Source organism: Pseudomonas sp. GM25, assembly GCF_000282255.1.
Lineage (GTDB): Bacteria > Pseudomonadota > Gammaproteobacteria > Pseudomonadales > Pseudomonadaceae > Aquipseudomonas > Aquipseudomonas aphyarum.
In genome coordinates, this window is record NZ_AKJQ01000029.1 from 321,162 (window position 1) to 346,489 (window position 25,328).

The window sequence follows — 25,328 nt, forward strand, 5'->3', positions numbered from 1 at the left end:
CGATGAGCGCGAGGCGCTCGCCTTACTGCGCCTCTTTCTTCGGCTCGCGAATCTTGTACCAGGCCACGTACAGCGCCGGCAGAAACAGCAGCGTCAGCAGGGTCGCGATCACGATCCCGCCGATCATCGCGTAGGCCATCGGCCCCCAGAACACTTCCCGGGCGATCGGGATCATGCCCATGCTCGCCGCGGCGGCGGTCAGCAGGATCGGACGACGCCGGTGTTCGGTGGCTTCCACCACCGCATCCCACGGCGCATAACCTTTGCGCTCGAACTCGTCGATCTGGGTCACGAGAATCACCGAGTTGCGGATGATGATGCCGATCAACGCCAAAATCCCGAGGATCGCCACGAAGCCCATTGGCGTGCCGGTCGGCACCAGCGCCAGCACCACGCCGATCAGCCCCAGCGGCGCAACACTGGCCACCAGGAACAGCTTCTGCACGCTGTGCAACTGGATCATCAGGAAGGTCGCCATCAGGAACAGCATCAGCGGCAACACCTTGGCAATCGGCCCCTGCGCCTTGCCACTCTCCTCGACCGTACCGCCGGTGGCGACCTTGTAGCCCACGGGTAATTTGGCCGCAAAGTCATCAATGGACGGCTTGAGGATTTTCACCAGATCGGTCGGCTGAATCTCGTCACGCACCGACGCCTTGATGGTGATGGTCGGCAGGCGGTCGCGACGCCACACCAGCGGCTGCTCCAGCTCATAACGAACCGTGGCGAAGGCCAGCAGCGGAATCGACGTGCCGTTGGGTGTGACGATCTGCAGGTTCTGCAGGGTTTCCGGCGTACCGCGTTCCGAACTCACCGCGCGGCCGACCACGTTGATCAGGTAGATGTCGTCGTTGACCTGGGTCAGCGGCGCGCCACTGACGATGCTGTTCATCAGGTTCGCCACGTCTTCTGACGACAGCCCGAGCTGGCGCGCCTTGTCCTGGGCGATGTCGATACGCAGGACTTTGCCCGGCTCGTTCCAGTCGTAAATGATCTCGCCGATGTGCTCGTTCTTGTCCAGTTCAGTCGCCAGGTCGATGGCATGCTTGCGCACCTGGTCAATGTCCTTGCCGCTGATCCGGTACTGGATCGGACGCCCCACCGGCGGGCCCATTTCCAGCGCCTGCACGTAACTGCCGATACCGACGAAGTCCTTGTGCAAGCGTTCGCGCAGGCGCTGACTCAAGGCCTCGCGGGCTTCGAAGTCTTTGCTGACGATCACCAGTTGCGCGTAGTACGGGTTCTGCAATTGCTGGTCGAGTGGCAGGTAGAAACGGATCGCACCCTGACCGATGTAAGTGCTCCAGCGCACGATGTCCGGGTCGCCCTTGAGCGTGGCCTCGAGTTTGTCGACGGCCTTGCGGGTCTCGTCGATCGAGGCGTTTTGCGGCAGGTTGAGGTCGACCAGGATTTCCGGTCGATCCGAGGACGGGAAAAACTGATTCTGCACAAACCGCATGCAGAACACCGCCAGCACAAACAACAGCACGGTGATGCCGATGGCCCACCAGCGGTTGCGCATGCACCACAGCAAACCGCCGTTGAATGCGCGGCCAACGCGACCCGGTTCAGCTTCATGGGGTTTCACGTTGGTGCTGAGAATGTGCACGCCGATCACCGGGGCGAAGAACACCGCCACAATCCAGGACACGATCATCGCCACGGCAATCACTGCGAACAGGGTGTAGGTGTACTCGCCGGCAGAACTGGCGTTGAGACCGATGGGGACGAAACCGGCGACCGTCACCAGCGTACCGGTGAGCATCGGGAACGCCGTCGAGGTGTAGGCGAACGTCGCCGCCTCCTCCTTGCTTTCGCCCATTTCCAGGCGCGTGACCATCATTTCCACGGTGATCATCGCGTCGTCCACCAACAGGCCGAGGGCAATGATCAGCGCGCCGAGGGAAATCCGCTGCATGGTGATGCCGCTGTATTCCATGAACACGAACACCATCGCCAGCACCAGCGGGATCGAGCACGCCACCACCAGCCCGGCGCGCACGCCAAGGCTGATGAAGCTGACCACCAGCACGATCACCACCGCTTCGAACAACGCGCTGGTGAAGCCGCCAACAGCCTCCTCCACCACCACCGCCTGATCGGACACCGTGTGCACACCCACGCCAACCGGCAGATCCGCGGTCAGCTCATCGATGCGTTTATGCAGGGCCTTGCCGAACTCCTGGACGTTGCCGCCCTTCTGCATGGCAATCGCCAGACCGATCGCCGGCTTGCCGTCGAAACGGAACTCAGGTGTGGCCGGGTCGACGTAACCACGGGTGATGTCGGCCACGTCGGCCAGACGATAGAAACGGTCGTTGAGTTTGAGATTGACCTCGGCCAGGTCTTTCTCCGAAGCGAACTGCCCCGAAGTCCGCACGGAAATCCGCTCGGGCCCCGCCTCGATGACACCGGCCGGGGTCACGGCGTTCTGCGATTGCAGGCTCTGCACCACCTGACGCTGATCGATGCCCAGCGCCGCGAGTTTGCGGGTCGAGAAATTCAGGTACAGCACTTCGTCCTGCTGACCGATCATCTCGATCTTGCCCAGCCCCGGCACATTGCGGATCTCGGCCCGCGCCTGTTCCACGTAATCGCGCAACTGGCGCATGGTCAGGCCGTCGGCGGTGAAGGCATACACCGAGCCGAACACGTCACCGAATTCGTCGTTGAATCCCGGCCCCTGAATGCCTTGCGGAAACTGCCCGCGAATGTCGTTGATCTTCTTGCGCACCTGATACCAGATTTCCGGAATGTCCTTGGCGCTGGTGGTGTCGCGCAGGTACACGTACACCGTCGATTCGCCGGGGCGCGTGTAGCTTTTCACGTAATCGAGGGAGTCGAGCTCTTCGAGTTTTTTCTCGATGCGGTCGGTGACCTGCTTGAGGGTTTCTTCCTGGGTCGCGCCCGGCCATTTGGTCTGGATCACCATGGTCTTGATGGTGAACGACGGGTCTTCCTCGCGCCCCAGATTGAAGTAGGAGAACACCCCCATGAGCAATCCGACGAACATCAGATACCAGACGAAAGACTGATGCTTGAGGGCCCATTCGGAGAGATTGAAAGAGCCTTTCATTGACTGTCCTCGTCAAGTTTCACGGATTGTCCGGGTTTGAGACTGTTGACGCCGGCGCTGACCACGCGCTCGCCGTTCTTCACGCCCCCTGCGAGCACCACGCTGCTGTCGGTGCGGCTGATCACGCTGACGTCGCGCGGGTTGACGGTTTTGCTCTGGGTGTCGATGACCCAGATTCGCGGTTTGCCATCGACCTCCTGCAACGCAGTGACGGGCAATTCGATACGCGGCTTGATCGCCGAGCTGAGGGTGACGCTGATCGCCGTGCCGAGGCGGAAGCCGTCGGGCGTGTTGGCCAAAGTCAGCCGTGCGCGTCGAGTGCGCGTCGCGCTTTGTGCCTGCGGTTCAATCTCGCGCAGGGTGGCCGTGGTGTTGATGCTCGGATCGAGCTGCCCGGCCACCAGAAACACCACGTCGGACGGGATCTCATCGACCAGTGTGTCCGGCAGATCGATCACCGCTTCCTTGATGTCCGGTTGCGCCAGGGTCACCACTTGCTGGCCCGCCGTCACCACTTGCCCGGCCTCGGCGTTCCACGCGGTCACCACGGCTTTGTGATCGGAACGCAGCTCGGTGTAGTCGAGTTGATCCTTGCTTTGATTGACCGCCGCACGTGCCTGATCCAGTGAAGCCTGGGTGGTTTTCAGGTCCGTCATCGCAATGTCCAGTTGCGCCTGCGCCCCGACGCCCCGGTCAAACAGCGCTTGCTGACGGCGGGCATTGGCCTGGGCGTTGATCAGTTGTGCCTGAACCTTGGCCAGATCGCCCTGAGCCGAACGCAGCTGGTTCTGCTGATCGGACGGATCGAGGGTGGCGAGCAGCGTGCCCTTCTGCACCTCGGTACCGACGTCGACGTTGCGGCTGGCAATGCGCCCGCCGACACGAAAACCGGTGTTGCTTTCATAGCGCGCCTGAATGCTGCCGGCGAAACGCCCGAGGTTTTCCTCGCTCAACGCTTCAACCTTGACCGACAACACCGGCCGTACCGGCTCCGGCGGTGGCTCGCTTTTCGAACAGGCGGCCAGCAACACGCCAATGGATAACAGCCCCAGACGCTTCATGGCTGTGCTCCCGGTTGCAGATCCTTGTAGGTGTTTTCGGCAATTTCGACCTTCATGCCCGGATGCAGCAACTGCCCACCCGCAACAATGACTTTTTCCCCGCCCTTGAGGCCCTCGCTGATGATGACCTTGCCGATCAGGTAGCGGCTGACGGTAACGTTGTGCAACTGCGCTTCGCCTTTATCGTCGACCATCCACACGGCCGGATCGCTGACGTTCTTGGTCAGCGCCGACCACGGTAACTCAACGGCCGACTTGCCGGTGCCCTTGGCCGTGGCGCTCACCACCGAGCCCAGTTGCATTCCTTGCGGCAGGCTGTCGAGGCTGACCTTGACCTGCACCGTGCCGGACTGCGCGGACACCGCCGGGGTGATTTCACGCACGGTGCCGGTGGTCTTGATGGCGGGGTTGTCGAGCAGGCTGACGACAATCGAACGCTCCGCCGGCCGCTCGGCCAGCAGGGATTCGTAAACATTGAACACGGCGTCGCGGTCACCGTCACGGGCCAGGCTGAAAATCGGCGCTGTGGCCTGAACCACCTGACCGACTTCGGCCTGACGCTCGGTGATGACGCCCGGCGCATCGGCAATCAGCGAGGTATAGCTCAATTGATCCTTGGCATTGGCCAACTGCGCCTGGGCCGCGCTCAAGGCACTCTGGCTGCTGCGCAAGGCGGCCTGCGCGGAATCGTATTCGCTCTGGCTGGTGTAGCCCTTGGGCAACAGTTTCTGCTGGCGGACGAACGCGGCGGCGCTCTGTTTGACCCTCGCCTGCTCGGCGAGCACCTGGGCCTGGGCGGAATCGACGTTGGTCTGCAAATCCTTCGGATCAAGCTTGGCCAGCACTTGTTTGGCCGAGACACGGTCACCGACATCGACCATGCGCTGGATGATCTTGCCGCCGACCCGGAACGACAGCTCGGTCTGCACACGCGCCTGAACGTCGCCGGTGAGGGTCACGGCGGCGGCGTAATTGGCGGGGTTGACCTCCTGCACGAAGACCCGGGGCAGGTATTCGGCGGGGGCCTTTTTCTCGCCGCACGCGCTCAACAAAGCGAACAGACTCAGCATGACCGCTGTTTTCAATCCGGGACTCGCCATGCAGACTCCTTCCTGTGTACGAACGTGCAAGTGACGATACGACTGTGAGCTTAGAACAGGGTTCAACCTTCGTCCGGGCGATATATGCATTTCTGTGCAGCGAGTATCCTGACCCGGATTTCGGGGCACTCAAGAAGGATTTTCATGCTCAAGACCCTCGCGGTAGCCAATTACCGCTCGATCAATAAATTGGTGATTCCGCTGGGCCGTCTGAACCTGATCACCGGCCCCAACGGCAGCGGCAAGTCCAATCTGTACCGGGCGCTGCGGTTGCTGGCGGAAACCGCTCAGGGCGGCGTGGTCAATGCGTTGGCCCGGGAGGGTGGGCTCGACTCGACCTTCTGGGCCGGGCCAGAAACCATCAGCCGTCGCATACGCAACGGTGAAGTGCCGATCCAGTCCACGGTGCGCCAGGGTGTCAAACGCCTGCGTCTGGGCTTTGCCGGGGAAGATTTCAGCTATTCGATCTCCCTGGGTTTGCCGGAGCCAAGCCTCTCGTTCTTTTCCCTCGACCCGGAAATCAAAAAGGAATGCATCTGGGCCGGGCCGCTCTATCGTCCGGCCAGTCTGCTGGTGGATCGCGACGGGCCGATGATCCGTGCCCGTGAAGGTCGTGGCTGGGATGTTCTCGCGCAATACACGCCGAACTTCGACAGTCTGTTCGATCAGGTCGGCAGCCTGCGTACCTCGCCGGAAGTGTTCCAGATGCGCGAGTTCATCCGCCGCTGGCGCTTCTACGATCACTTTCGCAGCGACGCCGACGCCCCGGTACGCCAGCCGCAACTGGGCACGCGCACGCCGGTGCTGCACCACGACGGGCGCGATCTGGCAGCGGCGTTGCAGACCATCTGCGAGATCGGCGATCCCGAAGCGCTGCAGGCGGCGATCAGTGATGCGTTTCCCGGCGCACGGCTGAACATCGCGCCGCTGGCGGGCGGACGCTTCGCTATCGAGTTTTTTCAGGAAGGATTGCTGCGGCCGCTGTCGGCGGCGGAACTGTCGGATGGCACGTTGCGCTATCTGCTGCTGGTCGCCGCGCTGCTGACGCCACGCCCGCCGTCGCTGATGGTGCTGAACGAGCCGGAAACCAGCCTGCATCCGGACCTGCTGCCGGCGCTGGCGCGCTTGATCATCCGCGTGTCGGAGCAGTGTCAGGTGTGGGTGGTGTCCCATGCCCGGCGATTGATTTCGGCGTTGCAGGAAGACCCGGAATGCAATTGCATCGTGCTGGAAAAAACCCTCGGCCAGACAGGGATCGTCGGGCAGAGGGTTCTGGATGAGCCGGCGTGGAACTGGCCTGATTAACCCTGCCACTTCCCGCCTTCAACAATCACGCTCTCAGGCTTGGTGTCATCACTCAGCTCTTTGCGCACATATTGGTCATACAGCTTGAGCAGGTATTTCTCTTCGCCCAGCTTGGCCAGCTCGGTATTCACCCAATCGCGCAGTTCGATATTGCCCTTCTTCACCGCCGGTGCAATCGGCGCTTCGGCGCCAAGTTTTTCGTCCAGCACACGGTAGCCCGGGTTCTGCTTGGCCCAGCTGAACAGCACCAGATTGTCCTGCGCGTAGGCATCGCCACGGCCGTTGGCCAGGGCTTGCAGGGACTCGGAGTTTTTCTCGAACTTCAGCAGTTTCCAGTCCGGGTGGTTCTTGGTCAGCCATATATCGGCGGTGGTGCCGGTGGTGACGATGGTGGTGCGGGTCGCCAGGTCATCCAGTTTCTTCACTTCACTGCCCTGAGGCACCAGCGCCTGCACCGCGACCTTCAGGTTCGGGTTGGTGAATTCCACCGCTTCCTTGCGCTCCGGGGTCACGGTCATGTTGGCGAGGATCAGGTCGACCTTGTCACTTTGCAGGAACGGAATGCGGCTCGCCGGCTCGACGGCCACGAACTCGACCTTGTTTTCATCGCCCAGCAGATCCTTGGCGAATTGACGACCGATGTCGGTATCGAAGCCGACGTAGCGCCCCGCTTCGTTGACGAAACCGAACGGCGGCTTGTCGGTGAAGACGCCGACGATCAGTTTGTCGCGGGCCTTGATCTTGTCCAGGTAACCGGCCGGCGCGGTGCTTTCGCTGGCGACTTTCGGCTTGGCCGGTTCTTCGGTCTTGTTGCAGCCGGCCAGCAGCGCGAGGCTGATCAGCGGTAAAGCAAATAGGGCTTTGGCAGTTTTCATGGCAGTTCCAGTTCCTTGGGTTGAGTCGTTTTGGGCGAAGTCGTTGAAGGCAGTGCTTCAACGTAGGAGAACTTCTCCAGGAACTGCTGCGCGCGTGCGGTTTGCGGGTTCGTAAAGAAAAGCTCGGGCGGGTTCTGTTCAAGGATGCGCCCGGCATCCATGAACACGATGCGATCGGCCACCGCGCGGGCGAAGGCCATTTCGTGGGTGACGATAAGCAGGGTCATGCCTTCGCGGGCCAGGCCCTGAATCACTTCCAGCACCTCCTTGACCATCTCCGGATCAAGGGCGGCGGTGACTTCGTCGAAGAGCATGACCCGCGGGCTCATGCACAACGAACGGACGATGGCGATGCGTTGCTGCTGGCCACCGGAGAGCTGGCGCGGGTAGGCGTCGCGCTTGTCCGACAGGCCCACGCGTTCAAGCAACACTTCAGCTTGCTGCTGTGCTTCGCGGCGTTCGCGCTTCTGCACCTTGAGCGGGCCGAGCAGCAAGTTGTCGAGCACGCTCATGTGCGGAAACAGGTGATAACTCTGGAACACCATGCCGATCTGCTGACGCACTTCGCGCCAGTCGGTGGCCTTGTCCAGCAATTCGCGACCGGCGAATTTCAGAGAGCCACTGTGGGCGGTTTCCAGACCGTTGAGGCAACGCAGCAGGGTGCTTTTGCCGCAGCCGCTGGGGCCGAGGATGACGATGACTTCGCCGGATGTCACTTGCAGGTCGATGCCCTTGAGCACCTGCTGTTCGCCGAAGAATTTGTTGAAGCCCTGAAACTCGATCAATGCGCTCATGCTTGCGTCCAGCGCCGCTCCAGCACGCGCGAGGCGGCCGACAGCGGGTAGCAGATGAAAAAGAAAAACAGGAACAGCGCGCCGTAGATCAGCACTGATTCGTAGGTCCGTTCGATGATCTGCTGGCCGACCTTGATCACATCGACAACGCCGATCAGCACCGCCAGCGAACTGGTCTTGATGATCCGCGTGTAGACGTTGATGGTCGGCGGCGTCATGCGTTTCAGCGCCTGGGGCAACAGCACGTAGCCGTAGAGCTGCGCCGCGTTCAGGCCGATCGACAGCCCCGCCTCACGCTGCCCGCGCGGCAACGAATGCAGCGCACCGCGCGCCACTTCGCCCACCTCGCTGGCGCCCCACAGCGACAGCACCAGCACCGCGCACCAGAAGCTCGGCAGGCTCAGGCCGAAGAAAATCGGCAGGCCGAAAAACAGTAGGTATAACCAGACCAGCACCGGGATCGCCCGGAACAGCTCCAGATAGATTCGCAGCAGCGCGTTCAGCCACGTCACGTTGAGCGTGCGCAGCACGCCGTAGAGCACACCGCCGACGGTGCTGATGGCGATGCTCAGAAACGAGATCGACAGGGTTTGCCCGGCGCCTTTTGCCAACTGCGGCAACGACACCCAGAGCAGTTCAAGACCCGAACTGGCCATGCTGGAGCCTCCTTTCCAGACGGCTCAACAGCAGCGACAGCGGCAGGAACAGCAGCACGCAGATCAGCGTCAGCACGGCGAGCATTTCGTAGGTTTTGTAGTAGAGCGCGATGTAGCTTTTGGTGGTGTAGAGAATCTCCGGCACCGCCACGGCCGAGACCACGGTGGTCTCCTTGAGCAGGAAAATGAAGTTGGCGAACAGCGACGGCAGGCTGAGGATTCCGGCTTGCGGCAGGATCACGTAGCGCAGCAACTGGCCGTGGGACAAGCCGATGGAGCGACCGGATTCCAGTTGCGCCTGAGGCACCGCATCGACGCCGGCGCGCAGCACTTCAGTGAGGTAGGCGCCGCCGAGAAAAGTCATGGTGATGATCGCCGCAGTGAAACCGGAAACCTTGATCCCCAGCGCCGGCAGCGCGAAGTAGACGAAGAACAACTGGATCAGCAGCGGCGTGTTGCGCGCCAGCTCCACATACAGCCCGACCAGTTTTTGCAGGTAAGGCGTGCGGAACACCAGAATCGTCGCATTGAGCAACGCCACCAGCAGCGAGGTGCCAATGGCGATCAAACCGACCTGCAGCGTCACGCCCACGGCCTTGAGAAACGCCGGCAGGGTGCTGAGGATAAATGCGTAATCGAAGGTCATGAAACATCCTGACGCCGCTCGGTAAGCGACGGTGGTGCAGTCCATGGACAGCGGGTAACTGTCCGGCAGGCACCGACTTTAAAGGTATAAGAAAAAGAATTTAAATACCGTTAAAGCATATTGATATCACGCAAAAAACTATCCTGCGGGTTTGCTCCTACAGAATAAGAAGGCTATTTTTCCTTTCGCTGTAGGACGGATCTTTTTTTCGTAAAAGCCCTCCAAGGACGAACAGCTTTTGGCCAGACTCCCCCGGCCAACCCCATAACAAGGAAGAGAACATGGACGTAAAAGTGCCGCAGCGACCGGACCCGCAGGATTTCGTGAAATGGCTGGTGGCCTTGCGCAGGGCGCTGAAAACCAGTGCTGCCTGAGTTATCCACACGCAAGAAAAAACGCCGATGACCATCACTGGTCATCGGCGTTTTTTTCAACCTTGAAGGGGGTTGCTGTTGCGTCGGATCAGAACGCCGGCAGTACCGCGCCGTTGTACTTCTTCTCGATGAACGCTTTGACTTCAGGGCTGGTCAGGGCAGCGGCCAGTTTCTTGATGGCGTCGCTGTTCTTGTTGTCTTCACGGGCAACCAGGAAGTTCACGTAAGGCGAATCAGCACCTTCGATCACCAGGGCGTCCTTGGTCGGGTTCAACTTGGCTTCCAGCGCGTAGTTGGTGTTGATCATGTCCAGATCGACTTCTTTCAGAACGCGCGGCAGCAGGGCCGACTCCAGTTCCTTGAACTTGAAGTTGTGCGGGTTCTTGGCGATGTCTTTCGGCGTGGCCAGGGCGTTCTTCGGATCTTTCAGTTCGATCAGGCCGGCCTTCTGCAGCAGGATCAGTGCGCGACCGCTGTTGCTGCCTTCGTTCGGAATGGCGATGGTGGCGCCGTCCGGCAGTTCGGCCAGGGTCTTGTACTTGCTCGAGTAGCCACCGAACGGTTCAACGTGAACGCCTTGCACGGTCACCAGGTACTTGGCCTTGTCGTCCTTGTATTTGCCCTGGTTGAAGCTGTTCAGGTACGGCAGGGTCTGGAAGTAGTTGGCGTCCAGACGCTTCTCGCCCACCTGTACGTTCGGCTGTACGTAGTCGGTGAAGACCTTGATTTCCAGATCCACGCCTTCTTTGGCGAGGGTCGGCTTGATCAGCTCGAGGATTTCGGCGTGCGGCACCGGCGTCGCAGCAACCACCAGTTTCTCGCCGGCCTGGGCCAGGGAAGCAGTCAGAGCAGCCGCCAATGCGGTAAACAACAGAACCTTTTTCATGCAGTGTCCTTATCGAAAATCGGTCGTCATCGACGACGGCATTAATACGTGTGCCAGCGATGTGCTACTGCTGGCGTGAAGCGGACAATACCGGGATTTTTTATTCCCGGACAATAACGTTTATTCAGCTTCATATTCCATTTTGTTCATGTTGAACAAAATGGTTACAACGCCTCGCTCAGGCTCAACAGCAATTCTTTCAATGCCTTACGTTCGTCGACGGTGCCGTTGAGGCTCACGCTCGCCACCTGACGTTCGATCTGAACCTGCGGCCCAGACACCTCGGGCAGGTTCAGGTGCTCCGGCTGGATTTCGTCGCCGGTGCTCACCAGCAGCGCAAAATGAATGACGTTTTCCAGCTCCCGGGTGTTGCCCGGCCAGCTGTGCTGTTCGAGCACCTGCTGCGCCGCTTCGCTGATCAGCGGCACCGGCAGATCCAGGCGCTGGCTGTAGATGCCGAGGAAGTACTCGGCCAACGACAGAATGTCGCCGATCCGTGCGCGCAATGCCGGCAGTTCCAGATGCCCCTCGCTGAGATAGTGATAAAGCCGCTCGTGGAATTTCCCCGCCGCCACCGCTTGCGCCAGATCGATGCTGGTCGCAGCGACCAGGCGCACGTCCACGGGGCTCGGCTGATGTGCACCGACACGGGTGACTTCGTGGTTTTCCAGGGCGGAAAGCAACTTGATCTGGATCGGCAGCGGCAGGTCGCCGATCTCGTCCAGGTACAAGGTGCCGCCGTTGGCCGAGCCGAACCAGCCGGCGCGACTGCTGGCCGAGCCGCTGTAGCTGCCGGCGGCGTAGCCGAACAATTCGGCATCGGCGTAGGTCGGGCTGATCGCCCCGCAATTGACCGAGACAAACAACCCGCTGCGATCACTGGCACGGTGGATGTGGCGGGCGAGCAATTCCTTGCCGGTACCGGTCTCGCCGCGAATCAACACGGAGATCGAGCGCGGTGCGAGCTGGGCCATTTCCTCGCGCAACTGGCGCGAGCGTGGATCGACAAACACCAGCGCCTTGGCGCGAATGCTCAGGGGACTTTTTTCCGCATCGGGAAAGGTCAGCAACGGCTGACCGAAGGTTTCAAAACTCATGGCAGACTCCCGCCCCAAATCGCCGGGAGACGGGGGCGTTGAAAAAATAAAAGTGTTCAGGCACGGCGCCGGGCGTGGTGTTCCATGCGGTTTTGCAGGCGATACAGATAAGCGAATCCCTGCTCCCAGCGTTGATGCCCGGACTTCACGTTGATATGGCCAGCGCCTGCGAGAATACCCGCCTCGGCGCCCCAGTTGCGCGCCAGTTCCAGCGCACGCGGCGCACTGACGGCGGCGTCGTTGTCGGAGCTGACGACTTGGCTCGGGAAGGGCAGCAGATCGGTCGGGATCGGTGCGAAATTACGCAGTGCCGGCACGCACGCCGGACGCTCGACATCCGCCGGTGCGACCAGCAGCGCCCCGCGCACCTGACGCAAATGATGCAGTGGCGCGGTGGCCGCCCAATGAGCCACGGTGATGCAGCCCAGGCTGTGCGCGATCAGAATCACCGGCGAGCTGTCGGCGGCAATCGCCTCGGCCAGCGCCGCGACCCAGTCTTCACGACGCGGCGTCAGCCAGTCGGCCTGCTCCACCCGCGCGCTGTTGGGCAGGCTGTTTTGCCAGTGGGTTTGCCAATGATCTTCTGGCGATCCTTGCCAGCCCGGCACAATCAGATAACGGATTGATTCGTTGCGCATGGGGGAGCTCTCCTGCGTCGTGTCTGTTCCTGAACGAGTATAGGGACGGGATTTATATTCGTTAAGGAATAAGAAGCTATTTATTAAGACCTGAAAAGAATATTAAGTATTGGGCAAAAAAAGGGGCCGCACCCTGCCAAGGAGACGGCCCCGGAAAAACGTGAAACCCTTATCGTGCAGTGATCACCGACAGCTTGGTGATGCCTGCCCGCTCAATCGAAGCCATGGCTCGCGCCACTTCGCCGTAATTCACCCCGTCGTCGGCCTGCAATTGCACGCGCACTTCCGGGTCCTTGGCCTTGGCCGATTTGAGGTTGAACTCCAGCAGATCCGGCTGGATTTCGTCCTTGTTGATAAACAGTTTTCCAGCACCGTCGATACTTACCACCAACGGGTCTTTCTGCTCGACCGGCGCCACCGCTTCGGTCTTCGGCAGGTTGATCGGTATCGCGTTGGTCAGCAGTGGCGCGGTGACGATGAACACCACCAGCAGCACCAGCATCACGTCCACCAGCGGCGTCACGTTGATCTCGCTCAGCACCTCGTCGCTGTCTTGCGTGGAGAAGGCCATATCAGGACGCCTCCTTCACTTTTGTTGCGTTGCCCTGAGCCGCAGCCTTGTGCGCGGTCGGGTGGATCAACACGCGGAACGAGCTCTTTTGCGCCAGGCTGTAGAAGTCGTGGGCAAAGTCGTCCAGATCCGCCGCCGTCAGTTTCAGACGACGCAAAAAGTAGTTGTAAACCAGCACCGCCGGCACCGCGACCGCGATCCCCACACCGGTGGCGACCAGCGCTGCACCGATGGGCCCTGCGACCGTTTCCAGGCTCGCCGAGCCTGCCGCGCTGATGCCTTTCAACGCTTCCATGATCCCCCACACCGTACCGAACAGACCAATAAACGGCGAGGTGCTGCCAATACTCGCGACCACTGCCAGACCGGTTTCCAGCGAACGGCGCTCGCGGACGATCTGCTGACGCAAGGCACGTTCGAGGCGATCCTGATGGTTGATCGCCTGGCTCAGGTCATTGGCCTGCGGCGCCTCGCCCACCTGGATCGCCGCATAACCGGCCTGTGCCACCCGCGCTGCCGCGCCGGGCTGGGTTTCGCTCAACTCGGCGGCGGAGTCCAGACTCGACGCCGCCCAGAAGCGCTTGTGAAATTTGCGGTCCTGCGCCTTCAACCGGCCGAACTGCAGCGCCTTGAGCAATGCCAGGCCCCAGGTGGCGACAGAGAAGACCACCAGCAGCCAGATCACCGCGCTTTCGATGGATTCCAGTGGAGATGCCAGTAACGTCATGATGTGTTCCCTCGTGTAAACGTTTAGCGCGAAATTGGTTTCGGTTTAATGAATCTTGAAATCGATGGGTACGCTGACCCAGCCGTCCTGGGCGACATCACCCTGCTTGGCCGGCACGAAGCTCCAGCGCTTCACGGCGTCCAGCGCCGCGTCGTCGAGCTGTTGCCGACCACTGCTTTTCTGAATCTGGATCTCGCCCGGTTTGCCGCTGGCCAACACATGCACCCGCAGCAACACCGTGCCTTCCCAACCGCGACGCTGGGCCAGCGACGGATACTCCGGCGCCGGGTTCTTCAGGTACGCCGCGTTGGCCGAGGCCGGCGTCACCGGAGCAGGCGCCGGTGGTGCAGGTGGCGCTGGCGCGGCGACCGGAGCGGCCGGTTGTGGCGGAGCCGGTGGTTGCTCGACCGCTTTTGGCGCTGGTTTCGGTACAGGTTTGGCGACCGGTTTCGGTTTGGGAATCGGCTTCGGTTTCGGTGGTGGCTTGGTTGCCAGTTCGTCCTCCACCGGTGGCGGAGGCTCGACCACCGGTGCCGGTGGTGGCGGTACAACCACAGGTGGTGCCGGTGGCGCCGGGCGCGAAAACTCGATGGTCATCGGTGGAATTTCCGGCGGCACGATCGGCAGCGCCGGTGTCGGATGCTGGGTGATCCAGTAGATCACCGCGCCATGCACCACCAGCGCCAGAACGCCGAGCAGAATCGTTTCGCGGCGGCTCAGAATGCCCTTGGGCGCGCGCTGCAAACGCAGCTGCCCCAACGGCACGCGATGGGGCCGGCCGAGATCGACCAACTCGCCGCTCGGCGCCTGGCGCCACAGCACCTCCTGTGCACTGGCGGCGGTCTGGACATTGCCCATTGATTTACTCCCTGCGGTCTCTTTGCGTTTTTTCGCGTAGCCGATTCGCCGCTTGTTGAATCCCCCACGGCGTGATCGATGGGTCAATCATTGAGCTAGACGCTTATCTCCGAAAGTAATCTTTCATGTTATGAATAGACGTTTATGGAATATATGAAACAGTCATTTCCGCCAAAGCCACGGCCTGCAAGGCTTCCAGCGATTCGCCGGAATCGACATGCTTTCCCGGCATAAAAAGTATTCATCCAAGGCATCGGGTTATCGGTGACCCGGGATTCAGTGACAACTAATGCCAAGGTGATAGTTGACGAACTTTTCAAAAGGCAAATAAAAAGGCCGATGCATGTTTAATGCATCGGCCTTCGATTTACAGAATTTCTTATTGCTTCACAAACTCCCCGGCCAGACCGACTACATCACCGTCAAAGTTGGTACGCGAACCCACCGCGCGAACTTTCGAGTAGTTGTGATCCGGCGAGAACAGCGTCCAGGACTGATAGCCGGTGCCGTCATTCAGAGCCGCGAAAGTAATGATCGTAGGCTGCCCGGTGCTGTTCTGAAAGTGATAGTGACCGTACGCGATGTCGTAGTTCACGCCGTTCTGGCTGAACTTGCCGCTGAAGGTGCCGTTGGAGTCGTTGCCATCGGTGATCGTCAGTTTGGCGCCAGCGTTAGCGTTTACATAGTTGCCATTAATGCTCGACATAACGAGATTTCCTTTATCGTTGGATAAGTGTCTTCCGATGAGAGCAAGTTTCCTCCTGGAAACTCACGACACTCAGGATGGTTGGACATTCATTTATTGTCCACGCGACTTTTCAACGAAATTGCTATATGCACTATTCATGTCGCTCATAACTTATTTCGATTCGGAAGACTCTTAATAACTAACGACTGGCGTTGGTTTGTTGCACACCAATGGCCGGCGCAATCACTGCCGTCTCCGAACGCGGCGTACCTGCCGGCACCCAGTCATAACTCACAGGAAGGGCCCGATAGACCCAGTTGCTGATCGCGTCGCTGCCCGGTGCCTTGCCCAGATAAGGGCTGACGTATTCCCAGACGTTTTCACCGCTGGCTGTCACCTGGAAAAACCGCCCGTTCATGCCCTCATCAATCAGCGTATTGCCGTTGGGCAGACGCCGCGCGCTGCTGATGAACGAGCTGTAGAACGCCCACCCCGGCTGCTTCGAATTGGCGGCGCTGTACTGCCAGACGATTTCATTTTTCGCCGGGTCGATCTCCAGCACCCGCGAACCGGAAATCAGCCCCAGCGTAACGTTCGGGTAACCCGCCGAACCCTGGTTGTCGAACACCAGCAGATTGCCCGCGCCGGGCAGTCCGGCCGGGATAATGTGCGCGTCATGCTGGCCGACGAACTGGTCCACCGGGCGCGGGATTTTCTGCGCGGTTTTCGGATTGGCCAACGGCAGATTCGGCCCCAGGCGCCAGACCACTTTGCCGCTGTGCTTGTCGATGATCGCGATGAAGTTGGCGTTGCGCGAATCGATCAGCAGGTTGTCCGGATTGAAGCGCTTGTCGCCGGCATCGAACCACTTGTTCGGCCCGACCAGGCTAAGGTTGTTGATGTGCAGGTAATCGGGATTTTCACTGGCGCGAACCAGCTTCAACTGCTCGGTGGTGAAGCCGAATTCGTTCAAGTGATCCGACGCCAGCCACTGCCATTTCACCTCGCCGGAGGGGCTGACTTCGTAGATTGCATCGTCGATCACCTCGGGCACCTTGAAGCCTTTGACCTTGTGCACCTTGTTCGCCAGCACCACGGTGTTGCCGTTGCTCAGGCGACGCTGATCGTGATGCTGTTGCGCCGCACCACCGGGCGCCTTGTCGCCCCACTGCCAGACGACTTTGCCGTTCCAGTCCAGCTCGCCGACACTCTGATTGCCCAGGCCATTGCCGGCGGAACCGAGCTTGCCCGGATCCTTGTCGCTCAGTTGCAGCAACACATGACCGCGCTCGCCCCCGACCAGTTGCGGGTCGATGATCGCCGACGGGAAACCAGACTGCGGCCAGTTCTTGACCTCGTTGCCGTTCATGTCGATCAGGTGCGTCTGCTTGTCGGCACCGCTGAAGATCACATATTGATTGAAGGCCTTGACCGGGTCGTAACGGGTAACGCCGGTGGGGTAGACGCTGGGCGCGGCGAGCGCCCCGGCACTAAGCACTGCGCCGGACAACAACACCGGTAAAGCGGTTTTGATGCGCAACATGATGCAGCTCCTTGAAGGATCGATCAGAAGTCGTAGCGACCGGTGACGCCGAGGGTGCGCGGCGTACCGAGCAGGCCTTCATAGCCGCCGTTGCCGCCGGCCCACAGGGTCGTGTAGTAGGTTTTGTCGAAGGCGTTTTTCAGCCACAGCGAGACGTCCCACTGACCCTGATTGAAATCGCCGCGCAGGCCGGTGGAGAGATTGACCACCGCGTAACTCGGGATCTGGCCGTAGTCGGAATCTTCGACCGTGCCCACCGCTTTGGAGCGGAACGCGTAGCTGCCGGTGACGTAAGGTTGCAGGCCGTTATCCAGATTCCATTCGTACTTGCCGTTGGCGTTGCCGATCCATTTCGAGGCGCCGACCACCTGATGACCGCTGAGGTCGCAAGAGGCCGGAGCACCCGGTGCCTGGCTGACTTCCGGCGGGCACGGCGCGTCCTTGTACGAGAGATAGCTGACGTCGTTGTAGGAGCCGTTGAAGTTCAGCGTCAGGCCACGCAACGGGATAACCGTCGTTTCGAACTCGACCCCGCGCGAGCGCACTGAACCGGCGTTGGTCAGGTATTGCACCCGGTTGACGTCGTCGTAGGCGTTGGTCTGGTAAGCGTTGACCTGAGTCCAGAACACGTTGGCGTTGAGCTGCAAACGCCGATCCCACAGCGTGCTCTTGAAGCCGAGTTCGGCGTTGTTGGCGCGCTCGGTGCCGATCAGCAACGAGTCTGCGCCAGCGGTCGGGGCCGAGCCGACCACAAGGTTGACCCCGCCGGATTTTTCGCCGTGAGACAAGGTGGCGTAGCCGAGCAGATCATCGGTGAAGCGATAGCTGAGGTTGAGCAATCCGGATGGGCTGGAACTGTACTGGTTCAGGTCGCCGGAATCGTAGGCGCCAGTCCGGCCGCGTCGCGCGGTAGCGGCGGCACCCGTGACAGCAGCACCACCGACCGGCGCATCACGATTGACCCAGGCGTTCTTCTCTTCATAGGTGCCACGCACCCCGGCGGTGAAATCCAGACGCGGAGTCAGGTGCCAGGTGCCTTGGGCGAACAGTGCAAAACTGTCCGTCTTGATATGGCCACGGCCGACACTGTTGACGTTGGCCAGCGCACCCCGTGGCGTGCCGTTCCAGATATCTGCCTGCGGGCCGTAATAGGCGAAGGATTTGTTGTCCAGGTCCGAGCCGAAATAGTAGGCGCCGAGGACGTAATCGAAGAACTCGCCTTTTGGCGATGCGAGGCGAAATTCCTGGGAATACTGTTTGTCCTCCACCGACACCCCGGCGTTGTAGGTCGCCGGCACATTGAGGCCATCATCGTTGCGCGGGGTGAAATTCCAGAAGCGGTAGGAGCTGACCGAGGTCAGGGTGAAGTCGCTCGGCAGGGTCCAGTTGGCCTCCACCGACGTGCCGCCCTGATGCACGGTGACGTGCTGGTCATTGTCCAGATTGACCTTGCGGTGCGAGCCGTTGACCAGCGTCGCACCGGCAGCGGCGGCGCGGGCCGAGTAGAGATTGACGCCGTTGATGGTCGGCCCGGTGTTGTACAGCACGCGGGTGCCGGCGCTGGAATCCTCTTCGTTGTAGTCACCGATCCAGCGCAGATTGAAGTTTTCGTTGGGCTTGAACAGCAACTGCGCACGGAAGCCGTCGCGGGAACCGCCGTTCAGATCATGGCCGTTGAATTCGTTCTTGATGTCGCCGTCGCTGCGGGTGCGATAGGCCGACAAACGCCCGGCCAGCACATCGTTGAGCGGCCCGGAAATCGTGCCCTTGGTCTGGAAATAACCGTCCTCGCCGACCGAGGTTTCGATGCTGCGTTCCGGGGTGAAACTCGGCGCGCGGGTGCTGATGTTGATCACGCCGGCGGTGGTGTTCTTGCCGAACAACGTCCCTTGCGGCCCGCGCAGGACTTCGAGTTGTTCTATGTCCATCAGGTCGAACACCGCCATCCCCGGGCGCCCCAGGTAAACGTTGTCGATGTACAGGCCGACGCTGCCTTCGAGACCATCGCTGGCCGGGTTGTTGCCCAGGCCCCGGATCGACACGCTGGACTGGCGCGCATGCATGTAGGCGACGTTGACGCTGGGCACCAGTTGCTGCAGATCCTGAATCCGGTAGACCCGTTGCGTCTCCAGAGTCTGGCCGCTGACCACGCTCATTGGCGTCGGCACGTCCTGAGAACTTTCTTCGCGACGGCGGGTGGTGACGGTCACGGTTTCCAGTTGCGAAGTGGCGGTCGCGGTCTTGCCGGCCGGTGCCGGCACAGGAGTTTCCGTTTCCGCAGCGTAGCCGTGGGTCCAGCTGGCACTCCCCGCCAGCAACAGGGCCAGAGGCAGACTTTTGAGCCGTCGTGGCGGCGGCGGTGAAGCGAGGTTCAACGGACTCATGGGGCTGCTCCTGGTCAAAAAACACGCAGACATCTTCCGTGCCGCATATTCTTTTAAGTTATTTATTTATGTTTTTACAAAGATTTACTGCATAAGAGATTGCCTTTATAAGGAGTCGACCTAATGCATATCCAATGCATTTCCCGGATATTTTTTATGTGAAAAATGCATATCGACTTGCGCCAACTCAGACACTTCATCGCCCTCGCCGAACAACGCAGCTTCGTCGCCGGCGCGCAGGCGGTGAACCTGTCGCAGTCGGCGTTCAGCCGCAGTATTCAGGCGCTGGAGCACAGCGTCGGTTGCCAGTTGGTGGATCGCGGACGCAAGGAATTGCCGCCGACCAAACAGGGCCAGGTGCTGCTTGAACACGCGCGGCGACTGGTCAGCGGTGCGCAGCAGATGGCCAACGAGATCAGCCAGTTCAACGGGCTTGAGGCAGGGGAATTGCGCTTCGGTTGCGGCCCGGCGCCAGCGGCAGGATTGATCCCGCGAGCGATCGGCAGCTTCATCGGCCGATACCCGAAAGCGCGGGTGCATTACCAGGTCGATGACTGGCAAAGCCTGAGCAAACGGCTGCTGAGCGAAGAGTTCGAATTCTTCGTTGCCGACACCCGCCACTTCGAGGCGGACCCGGACTATCTGACCCACCGCTTGCGACCGCGCAAATGGCATTTCTGTTGCCGCGCCGGGCATCCGCTGGCCGCATCGGATCGGGTCACGGCCGAGCAATTGATGGGTTATCCACTGGCCGTCAGCATTCGGCCGCCGAATCTGCGCAAGGTCATCGTCGACCTCAGTGGTCGCCCGGATTTCGTTCCGAACGTGGAGTGCGAGAACAGCGCCAGCCTGCTCGGCGTGGTGTTGCGTTCGGATGCGATCGGCATCGTCGGCGCCTATTCGGATGCACTGCATCAGGCCCGGGGTGAACTGGTGTGCTTGAAGGTCGAAGGGTTGGCGGATGATCTAGAGGAGCTTTACACCCGTTACGGAATTGTCAGCCGCGCCGGGTATCGCTTGTCACCGTTGGCCGAGGCGATGATCGAGCAGATCAAGGCGATCGATGCGGTGGAAGAAGAGGTGTGTTCACTGGCGAACCTCGCCGTCTGAGCCCATGCGTTTCATGCATCGCAAGCATTCCCCGAATGCACTTGCCGAACACCCTCGCCGAAAGCGAAAAACCTCGCCTGTCTTTCTGACTGGTGAATCCCATGTCCAACCCGCAAAACCCCGTGCGCAACGTGCTGTACATCATGTGCGATCAGCTGCGCCGCGATTACCTGTCCTGCTACGGCCACCCACACCTGCACACCCCGAACATCGATCGCCTGGCCGCCGCCGGCGTGCGTTTCAGCCGCGCCTATACACAGGGCACGATCTGCGGGCCGTCGCGGATGTCGGCCTACACCGGGCGCTATGTCAGCAGCCATCAAGTAGCGTGGAACGCGGTGCCGCTGCCGCTGGAAGAACTGACCATCGGCGATTACCTGCGGCCCCACGGCATTCGTACTGCGCTGGTCGGCAAGACCCACGCCACGGCCAACGTGGATGCCTTGCAGCGGTTGGCGATCAACCCCGAAAGCGCCCAGGCCGAAGTGCTCAACGAAGTCGGCTTCGAGCCGTACTTTCGACACGACGGCATCTTCCCGGACGATCCACTGTTCGATGACAAACGCGAATCCGCGCCTTACACCCATTACCTGCGGGAACAGGGTTTCGAAGGGCGTAACCCCTGGCACGACTGGGCCAACGCGGCCGAAGGCGACAACGGCGAAATCCTCAGCGGCTGGAAAATGCGCAATGCCCATTTGCCAGCGCGAATTCCCGAGCAACATTCAGAGACTGTCTACACTACAAATCGAGCCATCGACTTCATCGGTGAGCAAGGTGAAAAACCGTGGTTTTTACACCTGTCCTATATCAAACCCCACTGGCCCTACATCGTACCGGCGCCATACCACACCTTGTACAGTACGAAATCGATTCTCGAACCGGTACGTAATGCCTCTCCAAGCGACCACCCGGTCTATCAGGCCTTTCGCCAGCATGAGGAAAGCCTGAATTTCTCCAAAGATCCGGTACGACTGAACGTAATCCCGACGTACATGGGCCTGGTCAAACAGGTCGATGATCAGTTGGGGCGGCTGTTCGATTTCCTGCAAAGCAACGGTCGCTGGGAGGACACGCTGATCGTGTTCACCAGCGATCACGGCGACTTTCTGGGCGATCACTGGCTGGGCGAGAAGGAGTTTTTGCTGGAGCAGGCGGTGGGCGTCCCCCTGATCGTGCGCGACCCGCGTGCGGCGGCGGATGTCACGCGGGGCACGGTGGACGAACGCCTGGCGGAAACCATCGACGGCGTGCCGACCTTTCTCGAAGCGCTGGGTGTGAGGGGCGCCGAGCATCGACTGGAGGGTCGCTCGCTGATTCCGCTGCTGCACGGTGAAAGTCCTGACTGGCGCCGCTATGCGATCAGCGAATACGACTATGCCTTCCAGGCCCCGGCACGTGAGCGACTGGGCCAGCCGATCGACCGCTGCCGCATGACCATGGTGCGCAGCGAGCGCTGGAAATACCTGGCGTACGACGGCTTCCGGCCGCAGCTTTTCGATCTGTTGAATGACCCGCAGGAGCTGCAGGATCTGGGCGCTGATCCGGCGTATGCGGCAGTGCGCGAGGAGCATGCGGGGTATCTGTTCGAGTGGGTGCGCGGGTTGAAGCGGCGCACGACCATCAGTCATCAGGAGATTGATTTGCGTGGGCAGCGGTTTCGTTATGGGGAGCCGGAGACCGAGAAGCTCGTTCAGATTGGCGTCTGGTGATTGAGATTGTTGTTGATCGTTCCCACGCTCTGCGTGGGAACGCAGCCCGGGACGCTCCGCGTCCCAAAGCGGACGCAGAGCGTCCATTGAGGCATTCCCACGCAGACGGTTCGACGCCTCGACGTGGGAACGATCAGTCAGACACCGACGATTTCTGCGCCTTTGATGGTCTGACTACGCTGCCCATTCGCCCCGACCGGCACTTCCCCTTTGAGCGTCACCCGACGCACCACCCGATCCTGAGTGCCGTAATCATCAATCGCATAATGCTGCGTCGAGCGGTTATCCCAGATCGCCACGTCACCGGCCTTCCAGCGCCAGCGCACGACGTTCTCCTGGCGAATCACATGGCTCTGCAGCAAGCCGAACAGGTGCGCCGAATCGGCCTGGGAATAGCCCTTGATGCGCTTGACGAAATGCCCCAGCAGCAAGCTTTTTTCGCCGCTGATCGGGTGCACGCGCACCACCGGATGCTCGGTCTCGTAGACGGTCGAGGTGAAGATCTTGCGATAACGCTCAAGCTTCTCCGCCGACACGTCCGGCTTCACGGCGGCGTAGTCGTACTCGTTGCTGTGCACGGCCACCAGTTTGTCTGCCAGCTCACGCAATTCAGTCGGCAGTTCGTTGTACGCGGTCGCGGTGTTCGCCCACAGCGTGTCGCCACCGAACGCCGGAGCCACCACCGAGCGCAGGATCGAGGCTTTCGGGTAGGCATCGACGAAGGTCACGTCGGTGTGCCAGGAGTTGGCGCGCTGCCCTTCGGCGCCGTCCAGTTCCAGCAGGTAACGGGTGCCCTCGCGGGACGGTACGGTCGGGTGCGCTACGGGCTCGCCGAGCAGGTGCGCGAAGGCTTCCTGACGTTGATCGTCGAGCTGGGTCTGCTCGCGGAAGAACACGACCTTGTACTGGATCAGCGCCTGTTGAATGGCTTCAACCGTCGCGGCATCCAGCTCACCGGACAGGTGCACGCCACGGATTTCGGCGCCGATACGGCCGGCCACCGGATGAATGTCCAGCGCGTGGACAGCGGGTTTTACAGCGAGTGCGGCATTGCTCATGGGTAGACCCTCATCGACTGCTTGCGGTTGGACGGCAGCGAAACAACGCTCTATCTATATTCCATTTACATCTAATAGATATTCGCATGCTTCGTTGACGGAATAAGAGCTTGCATTTAAAACCTCAAGCAACCTCGTCGCAAATGCCTTCGAGCTATTTTTAGGATGCCGGAAAAGCATATGGATCTTCGCCAGTTGCGCTACTTCATCGCCCTCAACGAACACCGCAGTTTTGTCCGTGCGGCTGACGCCATGGGCATCACTCAACCGGCGTTCAGCCGCAGTATTCAGGGGCTGGAGCAGGAGTTCGGCTGCGTGCTGGTGGATCGCGGCAACAAGGATCTGCGCCCGACACCCGAAGGCCAGGTGGTGCTGCAACACGCCCTGACGCTGGTGCAGGGCGCCGCATTACTCAGCGCCGAAGTGACGCAGATGACCAAGCTCGACGCCGGCGAACTGCACTTCGGTTGCGGCCCGGCGCCGGCGGTGAAACTGGTGCCGGACGCGGTGGCGCAATTCATCAATGCGCACCCGAAAGTGCGCACCTGTTTTCAGGTGGATAACTGGGAAAAACTCAGCCGCGCCCTGAGCCGCGAAGAGATCGAATTCTTCATCGCCGACATCCGCCATTTCGAGTCCGACCCGAACTTCCAGACCCAGCCGCTGACGCCCAAGCGCGGGGTGTTTTTCTGCCGGCCGGGGCATCCGCTGCTGGCCAAGGAAAGCCTGTCGACCAACGACATGTTCGACTACCCGCTGGCGACAACGTTGATCCCGCCGGGCATCCGCAAACTGCTGGCGAATCTCAGCGGACGGATCGATTTCTCACCGACCATCGAGACCGAGCATTTTCCGGCGCTGGTGAAAGTGGTGCTGCAATCCAACGCGATTGGCGTCGGCACTGAAGAGGCGTTTGTCGAGGACATCGCCCAAGGCTCGCTGGCGCTGCTGCACTGGCGCAATCTGCCGCAGAACCTGGAGAGCATGAATGCACGGTGCGGGATTGTGAGCCGCACGGGATACCGGCTGTCGCCAGCGGCGCGGGCGATGATCGAGACTTTGGTAGCGGTGGATAAACAGGAGATCAGCGTCGCGGTTTGAGGGTCATTCCCACGCTCTGCGCGGGAATGACCACATGACTCAGAGCTTCGCGGCCGCCAGCTCGGGCGCCACCCACTCGTTCACCTTGAACGGCTTGCGGATCAGCTTCTGCTGCGCCGCCAGATCCACCTTGCCCTGCAGGTTTTCGAGGAACAGCGGGTCCAGTGTCGAAGGGAATACTTCACTCAGGTTCTGATCCTTCAGATCCTGGGTCAGGATCACTGGCGGATAACTAGCCAGTCCCGACACAAGCTGCACGTAAGCGTCCTTGTTGCTGTCCTGCGTCAGCCACTCCACCGCCTGTTGCTGCGCCTTGAGCAGCTTCGCCACGGCTTCCGGATGCCCGTCGACAAATTTGCCAGTGCCCACCAGCACCGACTGCACGCTGCCGGCGCCACCGAGGTCTTTGGTGTTAAGCGGCAACTCGGCCAGGCCTTTGGCCTGCAATGCAGTCAGCCCGGAGCTGCCCCACGACGCATCGATCTGCTTCGCCGCCAGCGCCGCAACCGCTGCGTTGAAATCGAGGTTGATCACCTTCACGTCCTTCTCGCTCAGGCCCACGCTGGCCAGCGCCGCATCGAACGACAACTGGGTCGCGGTGCCGCGGAAGATCGCCACGCGCTTGCCTTTGAGATCCTGCAACGTCTTGATGCCCGAGCCGGGAACCACGCCCAGGTATTGCTTCACGCCCCGGGCGCTGGCGCTGAGCAGGCGCGTATCCAGACCGTTGGACTTGCCGATGATGGCCGCCAGATCGCCGAGATAGGCCAGGTCCACTTGGCCGTTGGCGAACGCCTCGTTGATCACAGGCCCGGCGCCCTTGAAGAAACTCCACTGAATCTTGATGCCTTGCTCGGCGAAGGCCTTTTCGAAGATCTGCTGATCGCGCAGCACGTCCACGATGCCCCCGCCACTGTGTTGAGTACCCGCACTCAGATCAGGTACAGCGATCCTGATTTCCTTGAGCTCGTCGGCGTGGACGCTGAACGCCAGCAGACCCGCCAGCGCCGGCGCGGCAAACAGACTGATGACACGTTTGAAGGGAAGGTTCATGGGTGCGGCTCCTGA

General features: G+C 60.8%; 22 protein-coding genes. 4 read left to right on the forward strand and 18 right to left on the reverse strand.

Going from position 1 to position 25,328, the window contains the following annotated elements; genetic code table 11:
- Nucleotides 1-22 precede the first annotated feature (22 nt).
- Genes PMI24_RS08290 through PMI24_RS08300 form a run of 3 tightly spaced genes read right to left on the reverse strand, consistent with a single transcriptional unit; the run spans nucleotide 23 to nucleotide 5,237 of the window.
- On the reverse strand, nucleotides 23-3,076 hold the full coding sequence (locus PMI24_RS08290) for an efflux RND transporter permease subunit (RefSeq protein WP_007952757.1): 3,054 nt from the start codon (nucleotides 3,074-3,076) through the stop codon (nucleotides 23-25).
- On the reverse strand, nucleotides 3,073-4,137 hold the full coding sequence (locus PMI24_RS08295) for an efflux RND transporter periplasmic adaptor subunit (protein ID WP_007952759.1): 1,065 nt from the start codon (nucleotides 4,135-4,137) through the stop codon (nucleotides 3,073-3,075). Before PMI24_RS08295 ends, PMI24_RS08290 begins: the two co-directional genes overlap by 4 nt.
- Nucleotides 4,134-5,237 (reverse strand): efflux RND transporter periplasmic adaptor subunit, encoded by a 1,104-nt coding sequence (locus PMI24_RS08300; protein WP_007952761.1) that lies wholly within the window; start codon nucleotides 5,235-5,237, stop codon nucleotides 4,134-4,136. The genes PMI24_RS08295 and PMI24_RS08300 overlap by 4 nt, the downstream gene beginning before the upstream one ends.
- Nucleotides 5,238-5,381: 144 nt before the next feature.
- Here PMI24_RS08300 and PMI24_RS08305 point away from each other — a divergent pair, with 144 nt between their 5' ends.
- Nucleotides 5,382-6,542: an AAA family ATPase gene (locus tag PMI24_RS08305; protein WP_007952763.1), complete on the forward strand. Its 1,161-nt coding sequence runs from the start codon at nucleotides 5,382-5,384 to the stop codon at nucleotides 6,540-6,542.
- Here the strand turns inward: PMI24_RS08305 and PMI24_RS08310 are convergent.
- The 13 genes from PMI24_RS08310 to PMI24_RS08370 form a co-directional block, all read right to left on the reverse strand.
- On the reverse strand, nucleotides 6,539-7,417 hold the full coding sequence (locus PMI24_RS08310) for a transporter substrate-binding domain-containing protein (protein ID WP_007952765.1): 879 nt from the start codon (nucleotides 7,415-7,417) through the stop codon (nucleotides 6,539-6,541). The genes PMI24_RS08305 and PMI24_RS08310 overlap by 4 nt on opposite strands.
- Nucleotides 7,414-8,211, reverse strand: coding sequence for an amino acid ABC transporter ATP-binding protein (locus tag PMI24_RS08315; protein WP_007952767.1), 798 nt, complete (start codon nucleotides 8,209-8,211; stop codon nucleotides 7,414-7,416). Before PMI24_RS08315 ends, PMI24_RS08310 begins: the two co-directional genes overlap by 4 nt.
- Nucleotides 8,208-8,867, reverse strand: a complete 660-nt coding sequence (locus tag PMI24_RS08320) for an amino acid ABC transporter permease (RefSeq protein ID WP_007952770.1) — start codon at nucleotides 8,865-8,867, stop codon at nucleotides 8,208-8,210. Before PMI24_RS08320 ends, PMI24_RS08315 begins: the two co-directional genes overlap by 4 nt.
- The gene (locus tag PMI24_RS08325) at nucleotides 8,848-9,513 is read right to left on the reverse strand and encodes an amino acid ABC transporter permease (RefSeq protein ID WP_007918712.1); all 666 of its coding nucleotides are present in this window, start codon (nucleotides 9,511-9,513) and stop codon (nucleotides 8,848-8,850) included. The genes PMI24_RS08320 and PMI24_RS08325 overlap by 20 nt, the downstream gene beginning before the upstream one ends.
- 462 nt (nucleotides 9,514-9,975) lie before the next feature.
- Nucleotides 9,976-10,773 (reverse strand): MetQ/NlpA family ABC transporter substrate-binding protein, encoded by a 798-nt coding sequence (locus PMI24_RS08330; protein WP_007952772.1) that lies wholly within the window; start codon nucleotides 10,771-10,773, stop codon nucleotides 9,976-9,978.
- A 164-nt stretch (nucleotides 10,774-10,937) separates the two neighbouring features.
- Nucleotides 10,938-11,870, reverse strand: a complete 933-nt coding sequence (locus PMI24_RS08335) for a sigma 54-interacting transcriptional regulator (RefSeq protein ID WP_007952773.1) — start codon at nucleotides 11,868-11,870, stop codon at nucleotides 10,938-10,940.
- Between the two features lie 56 nt (nucleotides 11,871-11,926).
- Nucleotides 11,927-12,508 carry an alpha/beta hydrolase gene (locus PMI24_RS08340; protein ID WP_007952774.1) on the reverse strand — a complete coding sequence of 194 codons (582 nt, stop codon included), beginning with the start codon at nucleotides 12,506-12,508 and terminating at the stop codon, nucleotides 11,927-11,929.
- A 169-nt stretch (nucleotides 12,509-12,677) separates the two neighbouring features.
- Nucleotides 12,678-13,079, reverse strand: coding sequence for an ExbD/TolR family protein (locus tag PMI24_RS08345; protein ID WP_003220570.1), 402 nt, complete (start codon nucleotides 13,077-13,079; stop codon nucleotides 12,678-12,680).
- 1 nt (nucleotide 13,080) lies between these two features.
- Nucleotides 13,081-13,806, reverse strand: coding sequence for a MotA/TolQ/ExbB proton channel family protein (locus PMI24_RS08350; protein ID WP_007952775.1), 726 nt, complete (start codon nucleotides 13,804-13,806; stop codon nucleotides 13,081-13,083).
- Nucleotides 13,807-13,851: 45 nt separating this feature from the next.
- The gene (locus PMI24_RS08355; protein ID WP_007952777.1) at nucleotides 13,852-14,664 is read right to left on the reverse strand and encodes an energy transducer TonB; all 813 of its coding nucleotides are present in this window, start codon (nucleotides 14,662-14,664) and stop codon (nucleotides 13,852-13,854) included.
- A 379-nt stretch (nucleotides 14,665-15,043) separates the two neighbouring features.
- Entirely contained in the window at nucleotides 15,044-15,370 is a 327-nt protein-coding gene (locus PMI24_RS08360) for a hypothetical protein (RefSeq protein WP_007952780.1), read from the reverse strand.
- A gap of 181 nt (nucleotides 15,371-15,551) precedes the next feature.
- Nucleotides 15,552-16,895 (reverse strand): aryl-sulfate sulfotransferase, encoded by a 1,344-nt coding sequence (locus PMI24_RS08365; protein WP_007952781.1) that lies wholly within the window; start codon nucleotides 16,893-16,895, stop codon nucleotides 15,552-15,554.
- A 23-nt stretch (nucleotides 16,896-16,918) separates the two neighbouring features.
- Complete coding sequence (locus PMI24_RS08370) at nucleotides 16,919-19,279, reverse strand: TonB-dependent receptor (RefSeq protein WP_007952784.1); 2,361 nt, start codon at nucleotides 19,277-19,279, stop codon at nucleotides 16,919-16,921.
- Between the two features lie 165 nt (nucleotides 19,280-19,444).
- Between PMI24_RS08370 and PMI24_RS08375 the strand changes: the two genes are divergently transcribed.
- A complete protein-coding gene (locus tag PMI24_RS08375; RefSeq protein WP_007952786.1) occupies nucleotides 19,445-20,389 on the forward strand; it encodes a LysR family transcriptional regulator in 945 nt (314 codons plus the stop codon).
- A 101-nt stretch (nucleotides 20,390-20,490) separates the two neighbouring features.
- Nucleotides 20,491-22,101, forward strand: a complete 1,611-nt coding sequence (locus PMI24_RS08380) for an alkaline phosphatase family protein (RefSeq protein WP_007952789.1) — start codon at nucleotides 20,491-20,493, stop codon at nucleotides 22,099-22,101.
- Between the two features lie 137 nt (nucleotides 22,102-22,238).
- Here PMI24_RS08380 and PMI24_RS08385 read toward each other — a convergent pair whose 3' ends face one another.
- Nucleotides 22,239-23,159 carry a TauD/TfdA dioxygenase family protein gene (locus PMI24_RS08385; RefSeq protein ID WP_007952791.1) on the reverse strand — a complete coding sequence of 307 codons (921 nt, stop codon included), beginning with the start codon at nucleotides 23,157-23,159 and terminating at the stop codon, nucleotides 22,239-22,241.
- Between the two features lie 180 nt (nucleotides 23,160-23,339).
- Between PMI24_RS08385 and PMI24_RS08390 the strand changes: the two genes are divergently transcribed.
- Entirely contained in the window at nucleotides 23,340-24,260 is a 921-nt protein-coding gene (locus PMI24_RS08390; protein ID WP_007952793.1) for a LysR family transcriptional regulator, read from the forward strand.
- Nucleotides 24,261-24,299: 39 nt separating this feature from the next.
- Here the strand turns inward: PMI24_RS08390 and PMI24_RS08395 are convergent, their stop codons facing one another.
- Complete coding sequence (locus tag PMI24_RS08395) at nucleotides 24,300-25,313, reverse strand: ABC transporter substrate-binding protein (RefSeq protein ID WP_007952795.1); 1,014 nt, start codon at nucleotides 25,311-25,313, stop codon at nucleotides 24,300-24,302.
- Nucleotides 25,314-25,328 lie beyond the last annotated feature (15 nt).

Bases quoted from the DNA above. Each gene is read 5' to 3' on its own strand.
- PMI24_RS08340 (WP_007952774.1), bottom strand. From the start codon at position 12,508: ATGCGCAACGAATCAATCCGTTATCTGATTGTGCCGGGCTGGCAAGGA.
- PMI24_RS08335 (WP_007952773.1), bottom strand. From the start codon at position 11,870: ATGAGTTTTGAAACCTTCGGTCAGCCGTTGCTGACCTTTCCCGATGCG.
- PMI24_RS08295 (WP_007952759.1), bottom strand. From the start codon at position 4,137: ATGAAGCGTCTGGGGCTGTTATCCATTGGCGTGTTGCTGGCCGCCTGT.
- PMI24_RS08355 (WP_007952777.1), bottom strand. From the start codon at position 14,664: ATGGGCAATGTCCAGACCGCCGCCAGTGCACAGGAGGTGCTGTGGCGC.
- PMI24_RS08300 (WP_007952761.1), bottom strand. From the start codon at position 5,237: ATGGCGAGTCCCGGATTGAAAACAGCGGTCATGCTGAGTCTGTTCGCT.
- PMI24_RS08325 (WP_007918712.1), bottom strand. From the start codon at position 9,513: ATGACCTTCGATTACGCATTTATCCTCAGCACCCTGCCGGCGTTTCTC.
- PMI24_RS08350 (WP_007952775.1), bottom strand. From the start codon at position 13,806: ATGACGTTACTGGCATCTCCACTGGAATCCATCGAAAGCGCGGTGATC.
- PMI24_RS08345 (WP_003220570.1), bottom strand. From the start codon at position 13,079: ATGGCCTTCTCCACGCAAGACAGCGACGAGGTGCTGAGCGAGATCAAC.
- PMI24_RS08390 (WP_007952793.1), top strand. From the start codon at position 23,340: ATGGATCTTCGCCAGTTGCGCTACTTCATCGCCCTCAACGAACACCGC.
- PMI24_RS08380 (WP_007952789.1), top strand. From the start codon at position 20,491: ATGTCCAACCCGCAAAACCCCGTGCGCAACGTGCTGTACATCATGTGC.
- PMI24_RS08385 (WP_007952791.1), bottom strand. From the start codon at position 23,159: ATGAGCAATGCCGCACTCGCTGTAAAACCCGCTGTCCACGCGCTGGAC.
- PMI24_RS08305 (WP_007952763.1), top strand. From the start codon at position 5,382: ATGCTCAAGACCCTCGCGGTAGCCAATTACCGCTCGATCAATAAATTG.
- PMI24_RS08395 (WP_007952795.1), bottom strand. From the start codon at position 25,313: ATGAACCTTCCCTTCAAACGTGTCATCAGTCTGTTTGCCGCGCCGGCG.
- PMI24_RS08315 (WP_007952767.1), bottom strand. From the start codon at position 8,211: ATGAGCGCATTGATCGAGTTTCAGGGCTTCAACAAATTCTTCGGCGAA.
- PMI24_RS08365 (WP_007952781.1), bottom strand. From the start codon at position 16,895: ATGTTGCGCATCAAAACCGCTTTACCGGTGTTGTTGTCCGGCGCAGTG.
- PMI24_RS08375 (WP_007952786.1), top strand. From the start codon at position 19,445: ATGCATATCGACTTGCGCCAACTCAGACACTTCATCGCCCTCGCCGAA.
- PMI24_RS08370 (WP_007952784.1), bottom strand. From the start codon at position 19,279: ATGAGTCCGTTGAACCTCGCTTCACCGCCGCCGCCACGACGGCTCAAA.
- PMI24_RS08330 (WP_007952772.1), bottom strand. From the start codon at position 10,773: ATGAAAAAGGTTCTGTTGTTTACCGCATTGGCGGCTGCTCTGACTGCT.
- PMI24_RS08310 (WP_007952765.1), bottom strand. From the start codon at position 7,417: ATGAAAACTGCCAAAGCCCTATTTGCTTTACCGCTGATCAGCCTCGCG.
- PMI24_RS08290 (WP_007952757.1), bottom strand. From the start codon at position 3,076: ATGAAAGGCTCTTTCAATCTCTCCGAATGGGCCCTCAAGCATCAGTCT.
- PMI24_RS08360 (WP_007952780.1), bottom strand. From the start codon at position 15,370: ATGTCGAGCATTAATGGCAACTATGTAAACGCTAACGCTGGCGCCAAA.
- PMI24_RS08320 (WP_007952770.1), bottom strand. From the start codon at position 8,867: ATGGCCAGTTCGGGTCTTGAACTGCTCTGGGTGTCGTTGCCGCAGTTG.